This is a genomic window from Mycoplasmopsis hyopharyngis, from assembly GCF_045276885.1.
GTDB classification, from domain to species: Bacteria; Bacillota_I; Bacilli_A; order Mycoplasmatales; family Metamycoplasmataceae; genus Mycoplasmopsis; species Mycoplasmopsis hyopharyngis.
The window spans coordinates 655,689-674,098 of sequence record NZ_CP174164.1; the positions used below are offsets into that span (position 1 = coordinate 655,689).

18 protein-coding genes and 1 tRNA gene are annotated in these 18,410 nt (G+C 24.1%); 4 read left to right on the forward strand and 15 right to left on the reverse strand.

Features of this window, described 5'->3' with window-relative positions; genetic code table 4:
- The first annotated feature begins 5 nt into the window (after positions 1–5).
- Positions 6–398, forward strand: coding sequence for a hypothetical protein (locus ACJA25_RS02670; protein WP_406615105.1), 393 nt, complete (start codon positions 6–8; stop codon positions 396–398).
- The gene (locus ACJA25_RS02675; protein WP_406615107.1) at positions 391–2,877 is read left to right on the forward strand and encodes a hypothetical protein; all 2,487 of its coding nucleotides are present in this window, start codon (positions 391–393) and stop codon (positions 2,875–2,877) included. Before ACJA25_RS02670 ends, ACJA25_RS02675 begins: the two co-directional genes overlap by 8 nt.
- A 100-nt stretch (positions 2,878–2,977) precedes the next feature.
- Here ACJA25_RS02675 and ACJA25_RS02680 read toward each other — a convergent pair whose 3' ends face one another.
- The 5 genes from ACJA25_RS02680 to ACJA25_RS02700 form a co-directional block, all read right to left on the reverse strand.
- Positions 2,978–3,532: an inorganic diphosphatase gene (locus ACJA25_RS02680; protein WP_406615109.1), complete on the reverse strand. Its 555-nt coding sequence runs from the start codon at positions 3,530–3,532 to the stop codon at positions 2,978–2,980.
- Positions 3,533–3,635: 103 nt separating this feature from the next.
- Positions 3,636–3,709, reverse strand: a tRNA-Trp gene (locus tag ACJA25_RS02685).
- 68 nt (positions 3,710–3,777) lie between these two features.
- Positions 3,778–4,242 carry a hypothetical protein gene (locus ACJA25_RS02690; RefSeq protein WP_406615111.1) on the reverse strand — a complete coding sequence of 155 codons (465 nt, stop codon included), beginning with the start codon at positions 4,240–4,242 and terminating at the stop codon, positions 3,778–3,780.
- 2 nt (positions 4,243–4,244) lie between these two features.
- Positions 4,245–5,354 carry a redox-regulated ATPase YchF gene (gene ychF, locus ACJA25_RS02695; protein WP_406615113.1) on the reverse strand — a complete coding sequence of 370 codons (1,110 nt, stop codon included), beginning with the start codon at positions 5,352–5,354 and terminating at the stop codon, positions 4,245–4,247.
- Positions 5,355–5,364: 10 nt separating this feature from the next.
- Positions 5,365–7,053, reverse strand: coding sequence for a hypothetical protein (locus ACJA25_RS02700; RefSeq protein WP_406615115.1), 1,689 nt, complete (start codon positions 7,051–7,053; stop codon positions 5,365–5,367).
- A 64-nt stretch (positions 7,054–7,117) separates the two neighbouring features.
- On the opposite strand from ACJA25_RS02700, the gene ACJA25_RS02705 reads away from it, so the two are divergent.
- Entirely contained in the window at positions 7,118–7,678 is a 561-nt protein-coding gene (locus ACJA25_RS02705; protein ID WP_406615117.1) for an NAD(P)H-dependent oxidoreductase, read from the forward strand.
- A gap of 55 nt (positions 7,679–7,733) precedes the next feature.
- Here ACJA25_RS02705 and ACJA25_RS02710 read toward each other — a convergent pair whose 3' ends face one another.
- From ACJA25_RS02710 to ACJA25_RS02730, 5 genes are all read right to left on the reverse strand, one after another.
- Entirely contained in the window at positions 7,734–8,120 is a 387-nt protein-coding gene (locus tag ACJA25_RS02710; protein ID WP_406615119.1) for a hypothetical protein, read from the reverse strand.
- 139 nt (positions 8,121–8,259) lie between these two features.
- Positions 8,260–9,201: an RluA family pseudouridine synthase gene (locus tag ACJA25_RS02715; protein WP_406615121.1), complete on the reverse strand. Its 942-nt coding sequence runs from the start codon at positions 9,199–9,201 to the stop codon at positions 8,260–8,262.
- A 46-nt stretch (positions 9,202–9,247) separates the two neighbouring features.
- The gene (locus ACJA25_RS02720; protein ID WP_406615123.1) at positions 9,248–9,910 is read right to left on the reverse strand and encodes a chromate transporter; all 663 of its coding nucleotides are present in this window, start codon (positions 9,908–9,910) and stop codon (positions 9,248–9,250) included.
- On the reverse strand, positions 9,903–10,517 hold the full coding sequence (locus ACJA25_RS02725) for a chromate transporter (protein ID WP_406615125.1): 615 nt from the start codon (positions 10,515–10,517) through the stop codon (positions 9,903–9,905). The genes ACJA25_RS02720 and ACJA25_RS02725 overlap by 8 nt, the downstream gene beginning before the upstream one ends.
- Positions 10,518–10,600: 83 nt before the next feature.
- The gene (locus tag ACJA25_RS02730; RefSeq protein WP_406615127.1) at positions 10,601–12,217 is read right to left on the reverse strand and encodes a hypothetical protein; all 1,617 of its coding nucleotides are present in this window, start codon (positions 12,215–12,217) and stop codon (positions 10,601–10,603) included.
- 66 nt (positions 12,218–12,283) lie between these two features.
- Between ACJA25_RS02730 and ACJA25_RS02735 the strand changes: the two genes are divergently transcribed.
- Positions 12,284–13,516 (forward strand): hypothetical protein, encoded by a 1,233-nt coding sequence (locus ACJA25_RS02735; protein WP_406615128.1) that lies wholly within the window; start codon positions 12,284–12,286, stop codon positions 13,514–13,516.
- On the opposite strand, the gene hpt is transcribed toward ACJA25_RS02735, so the two are convergent.
- The 5 genes from hpt to alaS are packed head-to-tail and all read right to left on the reverse strand — an operon-like array spanning position 13,513 to position 18,401.
- Positions 13,513–14,064, reverse strand: a complete 552-nt coding sequence (gene hpt / locus ACJA25_RS02740; protein WP_406615130.1) for a hypoxanthine phosphoribosyltransferase — start codon at positions 14,062–14,064, stop codon at positions 13,513–13,515. The genes ACJA25_RS02735 and hpt overlap by 4 nt on opposite strands.
- A gap of 19 nt (positions 14,065–14,083) precedes the next feature.
- Complete coding sequence (greA, locus tag ACJA25_RS02745) at positions 14,084–14,566, reverse strand: transcription elongation factor GreA (RefSeq protein WP_406615132.1); 483 nt, start codon at positions 14,564–14,566, stop codon at positions 14,084–14,086.
- A 51-nt stretch (positions 14,567–14,617) separates the two neighbouring features.
- A complete protein-coding gene (locus tag ACJA25_RS02750) occupies positions 14,618–15,340 on the reverse strand; it encodes a BC85_0335 family putative methyltransferase (RefSeq protein ID WP_406615134.1) in 723 nt (240 codons plus the stop codon).
- A gap of 9 nt (positions 15,341–15,349) precedes the next feature.
- Positions 15,350–15,766, reverse strand: coding sequence for a Holliday junction resolvase RuvX (gene ruvX, locus ACJA25_RS02755; RefSeq protein ID WP_406615136.1), 417 nt, complete (start codon positions 15,764–15,766; stop codon positions 15,350–15,352).
- A complete protein-coding gene (gene alaS / locus ACJA25_RS02760; protein ID WP_406616193.1) occupies positions 15,759–18,401 on the reverse strand; it encodes an alanine--tRNA ligase in 2,643 nt (880 codons plus the stop codon). Before alaS ends, ruvX begins: the two co-directional genes overlap by 8 nt.
- Between the last annotated feature and the right edge of the window lie 9 nt (positions 18,402–18,410).

An 18,410-nucleotide genomic window follows, 5' to 3' on the forward strand; every position in this document is an offset into this window, starting at 1 on the left:
AAATAATGTCTGACAAAACTCAAATAGGTTTAACTGATGATAGTAGTAATGCAATTCAAAAATTATTAAATACAAAATACTTTGAGCATAGAAATGAAGTTGCAATTTTTGGACTTGTGTATGCAATTAAAAATGAGCTATTTTTAGAAAATAATAAAGCTAAAAAAACTACTTGACATGACAGCGCAATTATGAATTTGATTAATGAAAACATTAAAAATGAATTATTAGTAAAAATATATCAAGTTATTTATCCTAATATGGATGTAAAAGATAATATTGTTAGAATAACTGAATACTTAATAAATAATGGATTAGAAGATATGTATAAAAAATATTTAAAAGATAATATAAATCCGAATATTTATTTAACAGAAATAATAGGTAATGATGAATAATTTTTATGATCGAAGCTTTTTATTTCAAAAAAGTATTGAAGAAAAAACACTTGAAAATCAATTTGATAAATATTCTGATAACTCACTTATTTGTAAAATATTAGAAAAAATTTTTATTAATTTAGAAAATTTAAAAGAAGAAAAAATTTATTTACGAGAATTTATAAGTGCTTTTTTAGAAAGTAATGATTATGATTTTAAAAAAATCAACATTTCTAAGCTAGGAAATAGTATTAAAGAATACTTAATTATGTCTAATAATAGAATATTAGGCATAAAAAATGAAATAATAGAAATTTTAGATAAAATCAAAACATTTAAAAATAAATATATTTCATTATTTCAATATAAAAATGATGTTAAAAGTCTTAATTGACTTGAAATAAGTAAAGAAATTGAGAATATTGATTTTGATAGTGTTTTTGATTTATATTTAAATTTTTTAATAGACAAAAATTTTCCTTTACATATAAAAGTAGAAAAAATTTTTTTTACTTTAATCAATTGAGAAGAAATAAATCAAAACATCAATGAATTTAAAGCACAACATCAAAATATTAAAACAAAATTCATTTTTGACTCTGAACAAACTAATTTACTACTACAAAATTTAAATATTTACAATTGGAATGACTTATCAAAATGTTCAAATGATTTTTTAGCTTTTCTTTTTGGAACTAATATACATCAATTATTAATAGATGCTAATTTTTATCAAAAATATTATCAAGAAATAGTAGATAAACTAAATGACAATAATATTGACATTAATGATTTAAAAAATGATAATAAGGATATTTATATTTTAAGTAAATTAAGAAAATATAAATATGATGAAACTATATTAAACAAAGTATTTGAAGATAGAAACTTTCCACAGTATATTCATTTTTCTGAATTAAATGAAATATTTAAAAATGAGCAATTTTGAATTTTTATAAAAGAAATGACAATATTAAATTCTAGTGGTAAGTATTCTTTTAACAAAAAATATCATTTTTTCTATGATAAAAAAATTTTCAACATTCAGAAAATATTGGAAAGTTTACCTGAAATAATCAAAAGTGAAGATATCAGTAACTTTAGTATTTTGGAAAAAGAAATAATTATCGATAAATATAAAAAAATTGGAAATGCCTATGCAAAAATTGGTTTTAGTTTTACTGATTTAATTGAAAAGGAAATTAAAGAAAATTTTCCCATGGGTTATAAAATTGATCAGCTAAAGATAAATGATGACTTTATAAAATTAGAAAAAATACTATTTGAAAAATATGAACTTCATTTGACGCTTAAAAAACTTAATAGTTTTTGAAATAGAAAAAGACTAATATTAATTGATAGAGGATTATATTCACATTATGAAAATCTAGAAGAACAGCAAATAGAATGCATCAAAAATATGAAAGAAGAAATCATTAATTTTATAGAAAAAGAAATAGATGAAAAATCTTTTGTTTTTTATCACACTATTTTTAAGTATTTTCTTATCCCATTTAAAAATAGTAATATTCATAATGAATATTTAGTTAAAGGACTTGTTGATGAAATAATTCTTTCTAAAGATGATCGATATAGATTTGCAAGAAACAAAATAATTAAGAAAGATTTTGAAGAAAATGTAAATACAAATATTTTCAAAACAATAGAAGAAATGAAAGGTGTATTTAGTATAAGAGATCTTTTACAAAAATTCAATGGTAAAAAATCTTATTTTTTTACACAAGGATTTGACAAAATTAAAAACAAAATAATAAAATTAAAAAAGGAAACATTTATTTCTGGAAAATGATTAGAAATAAAAGAAGAAAGTAAAAATGATATTCTTGAAAACCTATTTAATTTAATCCAAAATAGTGAATTTGGAATTGTTAGCTCTCAAAAATTATTTAATAACTTTGTAGAAAATTACAAACTTTCATATGACAAATTAGAAAACTATTTACAAGATGAATTTTCTTTCTTTTCATTAACTAATTATTTATTTTTAAATCAAAATAACTATCTTAAAGATTTTGGTTTTCGTAGACCATATGTTTGAAATAAAAATTTATATGACCAAGTCAATAAAGAAACTTTATTAGAAGCTATCATAAAATCAATTAATAAGGACATCATTAAAATTGATGAATTAAAATTTCTGCTTGAAAAATATGAATTTATAAATTATCAATTTTATAGTGAAAAAATGAAAAATTTAAATTACATTAGAATAAATAGAAGTGAATACTTAAAATCAGAGTTATTTGAATTTAATGATAATGAAATCGAATCAAATAGTAAAATAATAAATGATTTTTTTGAATTTAAAGAATCATTTAATGAAAAAACAATTGGTTTAGATGAAATTGATTATAGTTCATTTGAAGCACATTATAATTTTGAATGAAATAAGTATTCATTGACATCTTTTATTCAAAGATATTTAGACGATTTTTTTGAAGTAAAAGATGATAATATAATCAAAATTGAACAATAAACTTTTTTCCTTTTTCGAAATTAATTAATAAAAAAATCATTTTTACCCTATTTATAGACAAATAAGGAAAAATGATTTTTTATTTTAATAGTTAAATTAATTAACATTCGTATTTATCAGGATGTTCTTTTTTCATCTTTTCTAAGAATTTTTCTTTTGGAAGCTTACCAAATTTTTCCATCAATTCAGTACATTCTTGTAATTCTTGAATAGCTCAATCAACACCTTCAAAACCTTCAACTTTTGTTAAACCAGGTTTTTTTCAATCTTTGTAATGTGAAAAGAAATGGTCAATATTTTGCAATCATTCTTTTGGCAATTCTTCTAATTTGGTAATTTTATCCAATCTATAATCATCAGCATGCACAGCAATTAATTTTGTGTCTGTTTCTCCTGAATCAATCATTTTCATAGCACCAATTATTCTAGCTTTTAAAATTACTCCTGGTAAAAATTGTTCTTCTGAAAACAATAATACATCTAATTCATCGCCATCTCAATCAAGTGCTTGAGGAACAAAACCATAAACACATGGATATACAAAATCTCCTCTTAAAATTCTATCCACTTCAATGTTTCCAGTAGCACGATTGTATTCGTATTTAATTCTTGAATTCTTTTGAATTTCAACTTTCATCTCAACTATATTTTTCATATTTTTAATGATATCATTATTCTTAAAAATTAATAATTTTCAAACAGGTATTTTTTAAAAAAGTAGTTACTATAAACTACTTTCATTCTTCATTATTATGATATGGCGGGAGTTGCAGGACTCGAACCCACATAAACAGTTTTGGAGACTGCAGTAATGCCTTTATACTAAACTCCCATTTGTCTTTAAGTTTTTAAAGACAAAAATTTAAATATTATCAAAATGTTTTTCAATTCATTTTTGTTTTAATATTTTTCAACATTTTGAATATATGAAGTTCAATTAGGAATATAAGGGATTTGATATATTTTGCATTGCTCTTGAATAAATTTATCTCATTCATAATCTGAAATTTGTAACCTTAGTCCATCATTAGGAAAAGTCCTTTGAGACAAAATAATTAAATAGTGTAAAAACGCATGTTGTTCTAAAGAAACTATAATTGCTGGTGTATTTATTAATTCTTTAGCTTCTGGTGCTTTAGAATTGATTAAAGCACCAGTTATATTAATTTCTATTAAATGGTGTCGATTATATTTTCACATCATTCCCTTAGATGTAGGAATTCTATAATTTTTGTAATGATCGGAAATTTTTAGTTCATTGTAATTTGCAATAGGATTGGTTTTTGACATTTTTTTAACAACATCAAAATATCAATTGTATGCTAATTCGTTAATTTCTTTTTTGCTTAATTTACTTATTTTCATAGTTATTTACCAAATTTAAAATGACAAATATCTCCATCTTTCATAATATAAGTTTTACCTTCGGAACGCATTTTACCAGCAGCTTTTGCTCCTTGTTCTCCATTATAATCTATGTAATCTTGATAAGAAATAATATCTGCTTTAATAAATTTTTTCTCAAAATCACTGTGAATAATACCAGCGCATTTAGGAGCACATGAACCTTTTGAATAAACTCATGCTCTTACTTCCATTGGACCAGCAGTAAAGTATGTTTCTAATTTTAATAATTCAAAAGAAGCTTTAACTAATTTATTTAATCCGCTTTCTTCGATTCCATAGCTTGCCATTCATTCTTGCAATTCTTGTTCATCAGCAATGTTTGCTAATTCACTTTCTATTTGTACACATATTGGTAAAACTAAACAATCTTGTTTAGTTGCTTCTTGTAAAAGATTTATGTATTTAGGATCTTTTTCATAATTGTTCATTTGATCCACTGAAATATTAGCAACATAAATCATTGGTTTAGCAGTTAATAGTTGTCAACTTTTAAGAATTTTTAATTCTTCTTCATTAAAATCTTTGGTTATTTCACGCACTGAAATATTTTTTTCTAATTGCTCTTTGATTTTTAAAGCTAATTGTTCTTCAACAATTGCCTCTTTAACTCCAGCTTTTGCTTTTTTATGCACTCTATTTAAAACATTTGAAATAGTTTCATAATCAGCTAAAATCAATTCAGTGTTGATTACATATTGATCAACAATTGGATCAACTTGATTATTAACATGAACAATGTCTTTGTTTTCAAAACAACGAACTACATGAATAATTGCATCTACTTCTCTAATGTTAGAAAGGAACTTATTACCTAATCCTTCACCTTTAGAAGCACCTTTTACTAAACCAGCGATATCAACAAAGTCAAAGGTACCATAAATAATTTTTTCTGGATTTACTAAACTAGCAATTTTTTGTAATCTTTTATCAACTAAACTAATAGTACTAATGTTAGGCTCAATGGTAGTAAATGGATAATTACTTGCTTCTACTTGATTTTTAGTAATTGCAGCAAACAATGTACTTTTACCAACATTGGGAAGTCCAACAATACCTGCTTTTAAAGCCATATAACTCCTTTTATTTTTTCTTATCTAAATATGAAGCAAACGCTGCAATCAATAACACCACAACAATAATTAATGGACCTCATATTTGGAAATAAGGTAAATTCCATTTGCTTCCTGGACCTAAAAATTTATTTAAACCAGAATATGCTGTAATTCCCGCAAAAATTAACACTGTCAATTGTAAGATACCAGCATTGATTGCTTTTTTCTTTTCTCTGTTTCCATCTTCGATTGCAAATCTAGCTTGGATAGCGGAAATGGCACTAGCCATTTTTTCTTCTAGTTCACAATTGGTGTAAATGTCTTTTTTCAAATTAGCAACAACATTTGAATTTTGAATTCCAGAATTAAAGTCTTTTAATTTGCTGCTATAGTAATTCAAAATAGGTAAAGAATTTTTTAGACCATAAAAGTCGTAATCAACTTTAGAAATATTATTGATCAATGAATCAGAAAGCATTCAAAATGATTGAATAGCATTAAATGAGTTTACAAAACTTTTTATTGATTCATTTTGCTTGCTAGTTAATAATTCAAATAAATTATTAACATTAGTTTTTATTAAACCTTCATTGTTAGCGCATTTATATTTTGAACTATTGTCATCAAGATAATAAATATCATTAGCACCTAATTTTTTTTCTAAAAAACTAATATTATTTCACTTTAAATAATTGTGAATTCCTTTATAAGTGATTGGTTGAGTTCATTTTGAAATTTCAATTATTTCACTATTTTCAGGTTGAAAAAAAATATTTCTAATGTATGAAAAACTATCATAATTATTCTTTGAATAATCACTAAAAAGCGATAAAGGACGATTTAATTTCTTTCTTGATTTAATCACTTTATCATCACTATTTGTTTTGGTTCAAAAATCTTTTTTGTATAAAGATAGTCTCATTTTTTGAATAGTTTGTAAAATGATGTTTCTTTGTTTAATAAAGAAAAGTTGTGAATAATCAATTTTATTTTCACTGTTTTTATAAATATTTGAATATTCTAAAAAATAGTAATTAACAAAATTTTGTATGAATTTTACTTTAGCGGTATTTGATAAATTGCTAAAATCTTCAATTATTTTTTGAGAATTAAAAACATCATTAAAAGTAGTTTCAAATAATATTTTTAAAAAAACGTTATCATCATTTTGTTCTAGCAAAATTTCATTGATTGAATATAAGTGATTAAAAACAACAATCCCAGTTTCATAAACTGAATAATAAAAATTAGGATTTTCTTGTTTGTTAATTCAAACTCTGCAAAGTAATTCTTTACTGTCTTCAAAATTAATAACTTGTAAATTATTAGAATATTTATCTTTTTTTCATTCTAAATGCTTAGAAAATTCATTTTGTAAATTGTATTGGACATATGAATTACTATCGAAATTTTGATTTGTTTTTTTAGTAGGAAAAGGATCGATTTCTTTAATAATAAACTTTGCTAATAAATCGTAATTTTTACTTGCTTCAAACCTGTTCAAATCAAAAGGATAAGAAATAGTTTTTCCTAAATCCATTGGAATAACATTTAAAATTTTAATGTTTTCAATAGGTTTTATTGCTTTTCTAAATCATTCACAAAAGGTTTCAAAATTCTCTCATTTGGTAACTGGTTTTTCTTCAGAGTTAATATTATCTTTATTTTTTTTCTTAAAAGAAAATTTTGCTAATACATTCTTAAAAAAGTTTTTCATAGTATATTTATTTTACTTTAATATATTTAATAAAATTATTATATTAATATAATAAGGAGCAAAAATGAAAAAAGTCTACTTAATACTAGGTCATCCTAGCAAAGATTCTTTTAATGGAAAGTTAGCTGATGCATATGAAAATCAATTGAAAAAATTAAATTACGAAGTTAAAAGAGTTAATTTAATTGATTTGAATTTTGATTTAAATTTACATAAAGAAAATCAAAAATATGAAACTACAATCAAACAAGAACAAGAAAATATTAAATGAGCAGACGAATTAATTTTCTTTTACCCTCTATGATGAGGTAATGTACCTGCGTTATTAAAAGGTTATATTGATAATGTTTTTACACCTAATTTTGCTTACAAGTATCATAGTAATGATTCATTGTGAGACAAATTACTAAAAGGTAAAACTGCTAGAATTTTTTCAACTTGTGATGCTCCTAGTTGATTTATCAAATTAATTTACAAAAATTGCGACTTTACCTTTTTTAAAAGAGCGGTTTGCTGATTTACTGGAATCAAAGTAAAACAAACCAAAAGAATTAGTAAGTTATTTAAACTAAATGAAACTCAAAGACAAAATACAATTACCAAAATAATTAAGAAAATAAAATAAAAATAAGTTCATAACCTTGCTCTTAAAAGATTATGAACTTATTTTTTTTAAGGCTCTAATTAGAAGAATAGAATAATGCTTTACCTTTTGTAACAGCATCTTCCATTTTATCAAATGCTACACCAGCTTTCTTTTTTCATTTTTTCTTATTTAGAATATATAAAACCATTGGTACTATAAATAGAAAGAATAAAAATATAGCAAGTTTAATATTCATTATAGATTTATCCAAAGCAAAATCTGTTTCTCTGAAATATTTAACGTAGTCATTTTCTAGAGCAACTAATTCTTGATAATGTTCAATATTTACTTCTCTATTCATTGTTATTCTATCGTTAGTTACACCAATTGTTTGTCATCCAAAAGATGAATAATGTTCAATAATTTCTTGTTGTGATAATCAATGATATTTTGTATTAAAAACTTTTGTTTCTAAAGCCATTTCTTCCCCTTTGTTGTTTAATTTTTAATAATTTTACAAGATAGATAGATAGATAGATAATTTAAAAAATAAATGCAAAAATAAAAATTCCTATTTTCGGAATTTTTATTGATTTTTTATTAATAATAAAAGGTGAGGGTTATTTTTGACTTTGCATATCTTGTTTTTCTTTAGTTATAAAATCTTGAAAATCAAAATTTGAAATATTAAATTCTTTAGGTGGTAATGAATATAAATTAATACTTTGATTATTAATTGGATTAATAAAACTTAAATTGTACGCATGCAAGTATTGATTAAAATCATCTACAAAGCTTCCATAAATTGGGTCGCCATAAACAGGGTGCTTAATATAAGATAAATGAACTCTAATTTGGTGAGTTCTTCCTGTTTCTAAAACACATTTAACCAAAGAAAGTATTTCGCCATCTTTGTAAAATTCACTAAGAACTTCAACGTTGGTTATAGCTTCTTTTGAATTGTTGTGGGTTACCATCATTTTTTGTCTATTTTTTTCATCTCTACCAATTGGTAAAATAATTTTCATTTTTTTGTCTTTGAATGAACCTTTGACAATTGCTAAATAATTTCTTTGAATTTGGTGTTCTTTTAGCATATCAGATAATAATTTATGAGTTTTATTATTTTTAGCAACAATTAATAAACCAGTTGTATCTTTATCGATTCTATGAACAATTCCAGGACGTAAAACACCATTTAAATCAGATAAAGTACTATATCTTTCAACTAGACCATTAATTAAAGTGTGCTCAAAATGACCTGGTGCAGGATGAACAACAAGGTTTTTAGGTTTATCAATAACAATTAAGTCTTGATCTTCATAAGCAATATTAAGATCCATTTTTTCTGGTTTGATATTCATTGCTTGTTTTTCTATTAATTTCAAGATTTTAATTTTTTGACCTTCATTAACAATAAAATTGGCTTTCGTAACAACTTTATCATTAACTAAAACTGCGTTTTCTTGAATTAAGGTTTGAATGTCGTTCCTTGTTATTTCTGTGTTATTTGATATATATTTATCAATTCTCTCTTTGTATAGTACTTCGATTTCTAACATAATTTATATATTATATTAATAAATGTTAAAAGTACTAACTTAATTTTTATAATCAAGGTTGAAAAGCTAAAGAACTAATTAAGAAATTCAAGTAAAAAATAAATAAAAATGGATATTTTTTATAACTAAAATAAACACTATTGATTGTCATAATTGGAACAAAAATATATAGATTCACTAATCTTCAATCTTTGAAAAATAAAGCGATATTGGAAAGATTATCTTTTTTAAGATATTGCTTATATGAATGATTGAATGAAAAATATGGCAAAAGGATACTAATAAACAATTGAATTGCTAAAGCAAAAACAATCCCGATAATGATTGGTTTGATAAAACTAATCAATTTTTTAAGGAATTGGTTTTCTGATTTTTGAATCCTTTTACTTGCTAAATGCATTATCAATATTGCAGGAATAACAAAAACTAAATAAGCAAAAAACATCGTAATTCAGCCTCATCATTGTCCATTAGCTGCATAAAAACCAGAAATCATAGCAAATTTAGGTGAAAGAATGCCAGGAGTTAAATTAGCAATTGAAAATATGTTTTGGATTTGACTTTGGTCAATTTTGATGTTGAATCATTTATCAAGATTTTGTCAAAATCATTGAAAAATTGACATAAATATTTGACCTCCGCCAAAAACTGATAAAGATATTAAAATCAAAAACAACAAAATAGCTAACAAGGAAAACAAACTAATCATGCGTTACCTCGTTTTTGTCTTTAATTGCCTTTTTAATACGATAAGCAATAAAAAATACACCAATCATTAATGATAAAAAGATAATTGGTAAATTAAATGGTGAAGGAACTAAAAAATTAAATAAGAAGCTAAACAAAAACAATAATATTCATAAAAAGTGTTCTTTTTTGCTTTGTCTTTTTGTAAAAATATTATTAAAACAAAAAACTAATAGAATTCCAACAATTGAACAAATGACAGCAACATTAAGCACATACAAATAATTAATAGGAATATATTTTGAAAAATATATTAATAAAAATGCGAAAAGAGTATGAGGCAAGATGGCAAAAATGGTTAAAATAAATCCTTTTGTAAAACCTAATAGTTTGATATTGATATAACTGAACATTTGAATTGCACTAGGGCCAGGTAATAAATTGGTGATTATAAAATTATTTTCGAATTCTTTTTCCGTTAATCATTTATATTTTTCAACCACAGTTTTCTTAATTACAATAATTAAAGCATTACCACCTCCAAAGGTAGTAAAGGTTCAAAGCATATTAATAAAAAATAATTTTCAAAAACTTATTTTAGTAGCATTTTTGGGTTCATTTATATCCATAAGTTTAATTATATTATTTATAACCTTATAAATAAAGAATATAAAAAGCACTAATTCACTAGTGCTTTGAATTTATTGCTTAATTATCTATTATTTTTTAATAAGTGGCCAACTAACTTAATTAATGGCAATAAGCTTTTTTCAATTTTGGTATGTAATGTAGCAAAGAAATCACTAAATTGTTCAATATAAGTTAATAAATCACAGTATCTGATCTTTTCGGTTTCATTATCATCATTAAAATATACATATTTATATTCTTCATCTATATTTGAATAATCTGAAGGTTTAAAAGGTTTAAAGTTGTCAATAAACAACGTTTGTCATTTAGTTTCTTTTTTATCTTCTTCTAGACCTTCATAACTGAATATAGCAGTAATTTTTTTCTTAAAGCATGAAATTGAAGAACTTATATAAGAATAATCTTTTGCGAAAAATTTGTCATTCATAAATTTTTCAAGTACATCAATCAACAATTCTTTTTTATCGCCGATAGCATTAGTTTTTAATTTAAAGGTGATATCAAAGTTAGTATCATATTTTTTCAAATCTACTAAATCTTCAGGTGCAGATTGTTTTGAAACTTCAAAGAAGTTAAAAATATTAAAATCAGGAATAATGTAATTTTCAAATTTTGGTGTTTTTAAATCCAATTCAATAATTTTAATCAAGTTAACTTTTTCAGTAATAATAGGTTTTGTAATTTCTCTATTATCATATTTCATTTTTTCTAGGTTCATTTGTGAATATGCTTCAGGATCATTTTTTAAATAAGCATCTTGGAAGTTTACATTTATGTTTCTATAAACATAATTTTGACTATATTCATTACATTTAACGATGTGGTTATGAGGAACATCTGGATAAACCATTTTTTGTACTCATACTTTTGTTGAAGAAGTATTAACAAAGTCTAAATCAACTAATGAATTAAAAGCATATTTTTTCAAATCTCTTCATTTTATATAGTTATCACTCATCGAATGAGCAATGTGTTCATCTATTCAATATTTTAATTTTTTATTCTTTTTGCCTAATGAAACACATAAAAGAATTGTAAAAAGTAAAATGAATGAAGTTGTTCCAGCAGTTATACCAATTACAATAAAATCAATTGTTGAAAGAGCTGAACTAAATTTGGTTAATAAAGTATTAAAATTAGCAGCAATAATTACCCCAAAAAAGATAATTAAAAACATAAATGAAAAGAAAAGAACTAAACCAATGTTTTTCTTATTTCTTTTAATTTTTTGTCTATAAACATCAACTGTTTCATAATCTATTTCCGATTTAACTTTTTCCAATAAATGTCTCTTAATTTTAGTTGTTACTATTTGTTCCCTTGAAAGAGTTTTTAATAGATTTTTATCTTTTTCTTCTGGAAATAGAAAATTAGGATTATCAATAATTTCTTTTTTGTCTTGGTATCTTTTTAAAAGTTCTTTTGTGTCTTCAACAGAGATTTTTTCTTCATATTTTCTTATTGAAGAATCGCCTTTTTTGTCTCTAATTCTTTTGAATTTAATCTTTTTTTCTTCTTCTTTGATTTCTATTTTGTTATCTAAATCATAGATATCACTGAAGTCTTCATCACTGAATAATTCATTAAAATATTCATCATTTTTGTAATCAATATTTTCTTGAATTTGACTTTTAGCTTTCTCTTCGTTATTATCAAAACTTGAATTGTATTCAGTCATATTTTTTCCTTTTGCGTCCTAATATTTTTTATTACTATTAATTATAGTAAAGATATAATAAGAACTATGAAAAAAACAAAATGAATAGCACCACTTATTTTACCTTCTATTTTAATGCCGGTGGCACTTGTTTCTAGCAAATGTAATCCTGAAACAGAAACAATTGATGTGGAAAAAGAAATAAAATTATTCTACATAGGTTCTGAAAATAAAGAATCTTTTGAAAAGGGTTTAATTGATAAAAATTCAATCAAAATTAATGATTTACAATTAGAAATAAATGGCGAAAAAAATAAAGACAAATATACTATAAAGAAAATAATGGTAAATTTCGACAATGAAAATGGTCATTTGCTTTTCCAATTAATAGATAAAAAAACTAATGCAAAAAGTGAAATTTATACCAAAGATTTTCCTATTCAAAAAACTTTTGAATTAAAAAATTTCTTTATTGAAACTAAAACTAATTTAACTTCAAAAATAAATGAAGAAAAGATTAAAGAAATTAAAAATTTCGCTGAAAAAGCCAAAGCAAATGTTGAAAAATTGGGTGCAGAACTTTTAAAAATTCAAAACGATTCTTCCCTTTCATTAACTGAAAAAGCTGAAAAAATAACTAAATTAGTTCAAGAACAGCAAAAATCATTAAAGGTATTCGTAAGTTCAAACATTATTGCTTATTTATTTGACAACATTGATTTGTTTATTGAAAAAATTGATGATTTTAAAAATGATGTTTCAATTATTCCAAATGAAAAAAGAATTGAAATTAAAAAAGAAATTGGAAAACTTGTAAATAATCTTAAAGAAGCTAAAGAAATTACTGAAGATACAATTGCTAATGCGATTGAAGATCAAATGCTTATGTATTTCCAAAAAACATTTTTAGAAACCATTTTTTATTTTAATAAGACTAATTACCCATTTTTCTTAAAAGCAAAAGAAAAATATGAACAAATGTTAGAAAAATCAAAAGGCAAAACTATTGTATTTTTAGCATTTTCAAAAGAATGTGGTCACTGCCAAGATTTTTTAAAATATTGAAATGAAAAGCATAAAAAAGCTTTTAGTGATGATGAACTTATTGCTTTCGATATCAATTTTGGAACTGAAGATGAAAAAAGAGATGCAACTATAATTACTGAAATTATCAAAAACAAATTAGGTGTTGCTTCAGGCAGTCAATTTAACTTACCATTTTTTGCGGTTATTAAAGATAAAAAAATCGTTGGGAACTCTTTATTTGTTCCTAACGAAAATGAATCATGAGAAAATAAATTATTAAGTCAAAGACACTAGTCTTTGATTTTTTCTTCATCAAAAACCCCGATATAAGGTAAATTTCTTAATTTTTCATTGTAATCTAATCCAAAACCTACCAAAAACTCATCAGGTGCTATTAAACCAAATTTATCCGCAACCAGTTCGACTTTTCTACCAGAAGGTTTATCCATTAAAGTTAATATTCTTAAACTATTTGGCTTTCTAGTTAACAGTAAATTTTTTATTTTTGATAAAGTAATGCCAGAATCAATAATATCTTCTACTATCAAAATATCTTTATTTTTAATATCTTGTGCTAAATCCATAATTATTTTTACAGAACCACTTGATAAAGTAGCTCCTTGGTAAGAAGAAGTGGTCATAAAATCTAATGAGTGATCTACATTAATATTCTTAATTAATTGTGCTAAAAAAGGTATTGATCCTTTTAATAAACCAACTAAAACTAAATCTTTAGAATCTTTATAAGTTTCATTTACTCATTTTGCTAATTCTAAAATTTTTGCTTCTATAACTTCTTGTGGAAAAACAACTTTTTTTATTAATGGATGTAGCTTGTTCATATTTTCTCCAAAATAAAAATTATTTAATACTTAAAACTTTGATGTTGTATTTTTTTGCTGTTTCTACTTCAACTTCTTGACCGATTTTAGCATCATAAATAGCTTTAGCTAATGGTGATTCATTTGAAATTTTATTTTCAAAAGGATTAGCATCGTGCGAACCCATAATGGTTACAGTGTAAGTATTATTATCTGATAAATCAATGTATTCAACTACTGAACCAATTCCTGCTTGGCCTTTTTTATCAGTTTTTTGAATAATAGTACTATTTTGTAAAATGTTTTCTAATTCAGCAATTCTACCTTCAACAATACTTTGACGATCACGAGCTGCATCATATTCAGCATTTTCTGAAAGGTCACCTTGTGCTCTTGCTTCTTTTAAAGCTTGTTGAACTGCTGGTCTTTCAACATTAATTAAATTTTGGTATTCTTCTTCATACTTTTTATAAGTTTCTTTAGTTAAAATAATTTCATTGGCTTTGATACTTTGTTTTGACATTTTAACTCCTTAAATAATTGTTATAAATTTTACTTTATTATTGTATTAATTTTACTTAATAATATATAAAAACTTTGAATGAGCAAAGGAAACTTCATGCTTGATGTTTTTTGTTATTAATTCTTTTTGTAAAAATTTCAAATTGTTTTTGTCAAAAATTAAACTTTGTTTAATCATCAACATACCTTTTTCTTTTAATTTTGGATAATAATCTTGGTAATCTCGGTAATTGTCAAAAGTAGACAAATTAATGATTAAATCATAGTCTTGTTCAACTTGTTCTATTGTTTTAACTGCTTGGGTAAAAAGTTCAGGTTTTTGTAAAACTTGTTGGTTTCATTTTTTAACATCGATATTTTTTTTCAAAATATTGATTTCCATTTTCAACACTTCTTGAAGAATCAATAATGGAGTTTCCAAATCTTTGCCTAAAAGAAGAACTTTTTTAAAATCATTTATTTTGATTGTTGAAGCAATTCATTTTAAATCATTTAAATGATAAGAATTTTTAAAACAAGAAACAATTCGAGCATCTAATTTGTTAAATTTTTGTGCTATTTCATTAACAATTGGAATGTCTTTTTCATCTATGTTTGCTACTAATGCTTTTTTCCGTAATTGTCTAGTTCATAGTCAAATAATTAAATAAATTAGCATTGAAATACCTACAACAACAGGTATAGAAATTAATAAACCTCTAGCCAATTCAGGATTTTTTTTGCTATTAATAAAATCTGAAATAGCATTAAATTGTAAAACAATATTTGAATTCATTTTTTCCTTCTATAGATGGTATTTTAAATACTCATCCAAAATTATTTGTGCTGCTAATTTATCTTTAAATTGCTTTCTCTTTTTTCTTTTCATTCCTGTTAACATCAAGATTTCTTCTGCTTTTTTTGTGCTTCCATATTCGTTTTCAAAATAAATATCAACATTAAATTGTTGTTTTATTTTATGTCCTAAATCTTGAATCAAAGTAGTTCTTTCACTAAAAGTTCCGTTTGATCTTAAAGGTAACCCAATGACTATTTTATCAACTTGATATTCTTGTAAATAATGTCCAATTCTTTTGAACATATAATCAAATTCATTTTCTGGAAATTTATAATTTTCTAGTCCAATAGAAATAATGTTGCTTTCATCTGAAATTGCAAACCCACAACTTGCAGTTCCTATGTCTAAAGCTAACTTACGCATTTAAATTTTCTTCATTTAAAAATTTAATTAAATCTGCAACATCAGCTTCAATTTTTCCCATTGCTAAAATTTTATTTCCGCCACCTTTGCCTTTAAATTTGGAAGTAATTTTATTAAAGATTGCTAATGAATCATATGTTTTAGAAGCAATTGCTAACATTATTTGACCAGGTTGTAAAATTGAACCACAAATAACTAATGAATTAACATCTTTTTCTCTAATAGTGCAAGTAACATTTTTTAATTCTTTAACTTTAACATCTAAATTAACATAAGTTTTGATATTTGACAATTGTTGATATTCGATTTTTTCAAAATCAAAGTTAATCTTTTCATTTTCTTTATTAATTTTTTTGTAATCTTCCCTTACTTTTAAAATTAATGAATACAACAAGTTATTATCTTTTTCCAAATTATTTGTTAATTTATAATCACATTTGTATGTTGAATCTAATTCTTTACACTTTTGAATTAAATTAGTTAATTCTTCTTGATGCATTTCAATTTGCTCTTTGTAATATTTATCAACTAATTTATTTGAAGTTACAACTTTAATTCTAAAAATTCCTGCTTGTTTTTTCTCAACACTAATGATTTTGAATTTTTCTAAGATTCCACTATTTGGTAAGTGAGTTCCGCCACATAAATCAGTAGTTACATTACCTCATTTAACCACTCTTACGTGTTTAGGATCTAGATATTCAGTTTCTTCAATAGTCATAATGGCGTTCAATTTTTTAGCATTTTCAATATCAGTAATTAAGTATTCTCTTTTAATATCTTTTGCAATGATATCTTTCATTATTTTTTCAATTTCCTCAATTTGTTCTTCTGTTGGTTTTTCATCAGCAGGAAAATCAAAAGTAAATCTTTCAAAAGTAATATCTGAACCCAATTGTTGAATTTGAGGACCTAAAACTTTTCTTAAAGCAGAAAAAACTAAATGGGTCGCAGAGTGGTTTCTTGCTAAATTCAATCTTTTTTCTTCATCTACATATGTTTTAATTTCTTTATTTGCATCAATTTTTCCTTCGACATAGTGAATGTGATTTGCAAATTTATCTTTAAAAACATCAAGAACCTTAATTTTATTTTTGCCTTGAATTAAATAACCATGATCGTGATTTTGACCACCACTAGTAGCATAAAAAGGAGTTTGTTCTAAAATCAAATAAGCTTTACCATTTATTGTCTTAACTTCTTTTTCTGCGTCTAGGAGTTTAATTATTTTTGTTTTATTTTTAAGTAAGTCATAACCAACAAATTGATCTAGTTTTTTATCAATGCTTACCAAAGAATTAATAGCCATTTGCATTCCCGAAACTTTTTCTGATCTTGATTTTTCAATATGTTCTTCTTTTGCTTTTTCAAATTCCTTTAAATCAACTTCAATGTTATTTTGTGAAAGAATTTCAGTGGTTAATTCAATAGGAAAACCATAAGTTTCAAATAATTTAAAAGCTAAATAACCATCAAAAATTTTAGTTTTATTATCAACTAGGAATTTATCTAAAATAGTTTTACCATTTTCAATAGTTTTGCTAAACAACTCTTCTTCATTTTTAATAACTTCAGCAACTTCATTTACTTCGTATTCAAATGGTAAAGATTCTTTAACTACATTAACTAATTTATATAAAAATTTGTTTGCAATACCTAATTGCATTGCTTTGTAAATCGATCTTCTAATCAATCTTCTTATGATGTATCCTCTACCAACATTTGAAGGTTTAACTCCATCAGCAATAGCATTAGCAACAGTTCTTAAGTGGTCAGCAATGATCTTAAAATTAACATTAATTAAATTTTGTTCTTGATCTTTTTGTTTAGCAAAATAAAAATCAACATCATACTTAACATTTTTAGGAGTGTATTTTTCAATTTCTTTAATAATTGGCATAAACAAATCACTATCGTAATTTGTAGGCACATCTTGCATTATAGAAACTATTCTTTCTAGACCAGCACCAGTATCAATATTTTTTTGTTTTAGTTCGGTGTAATTTCCTTCTCCATCAGAATTAAAAGTAGAAAAAACGATGTTTCAAATTTCTATATATCTATCATTTTCAATGTCATTTTTTAGAAGTTCAATTCCTCTAGAATCATACTTGGTTCCTCTATCAAAAAAGATTTCGGTATTAGGACCACAAGGACCAGCTCCTACTTCTCAAAAGTTAGTTTTTTTGTCTCCGGGAATTAAATGATCTTTGTCAAAACCATTAGCAATTCATAGGTCTCTAGTTTCCGTATCTTCCTTAAAATAAGTGAAATACAACTTTTCTTTTGGCATTTTTAAAACTTTTAATAAGTATTCAGTAGCAAATTCAATAGCTTCTTTTTTAAAGTAATTTCCAATTGAAAAATTACCTAGCATTTCAAAAAAAGTATGATGTCTAGAAGTAAAACCAACATTTTCAATATCGTTAGTTCTAATAGATTTTTGACTATTAGTTAATCTATAAGCAGGAGGAATTTTTTTACCACTAAAATAATCTTTTAAAGTAGCAACTCCTGAATTAATTCATAATAAAGAATTATCATTAACAGGAACTAATGATTTGGTTTCTACTACCAAATGGTTTTTAGATTTAAAAAAATCAAGTCAACTTTGTCTGATTTCTTTAGATGACATTTTTTTCAT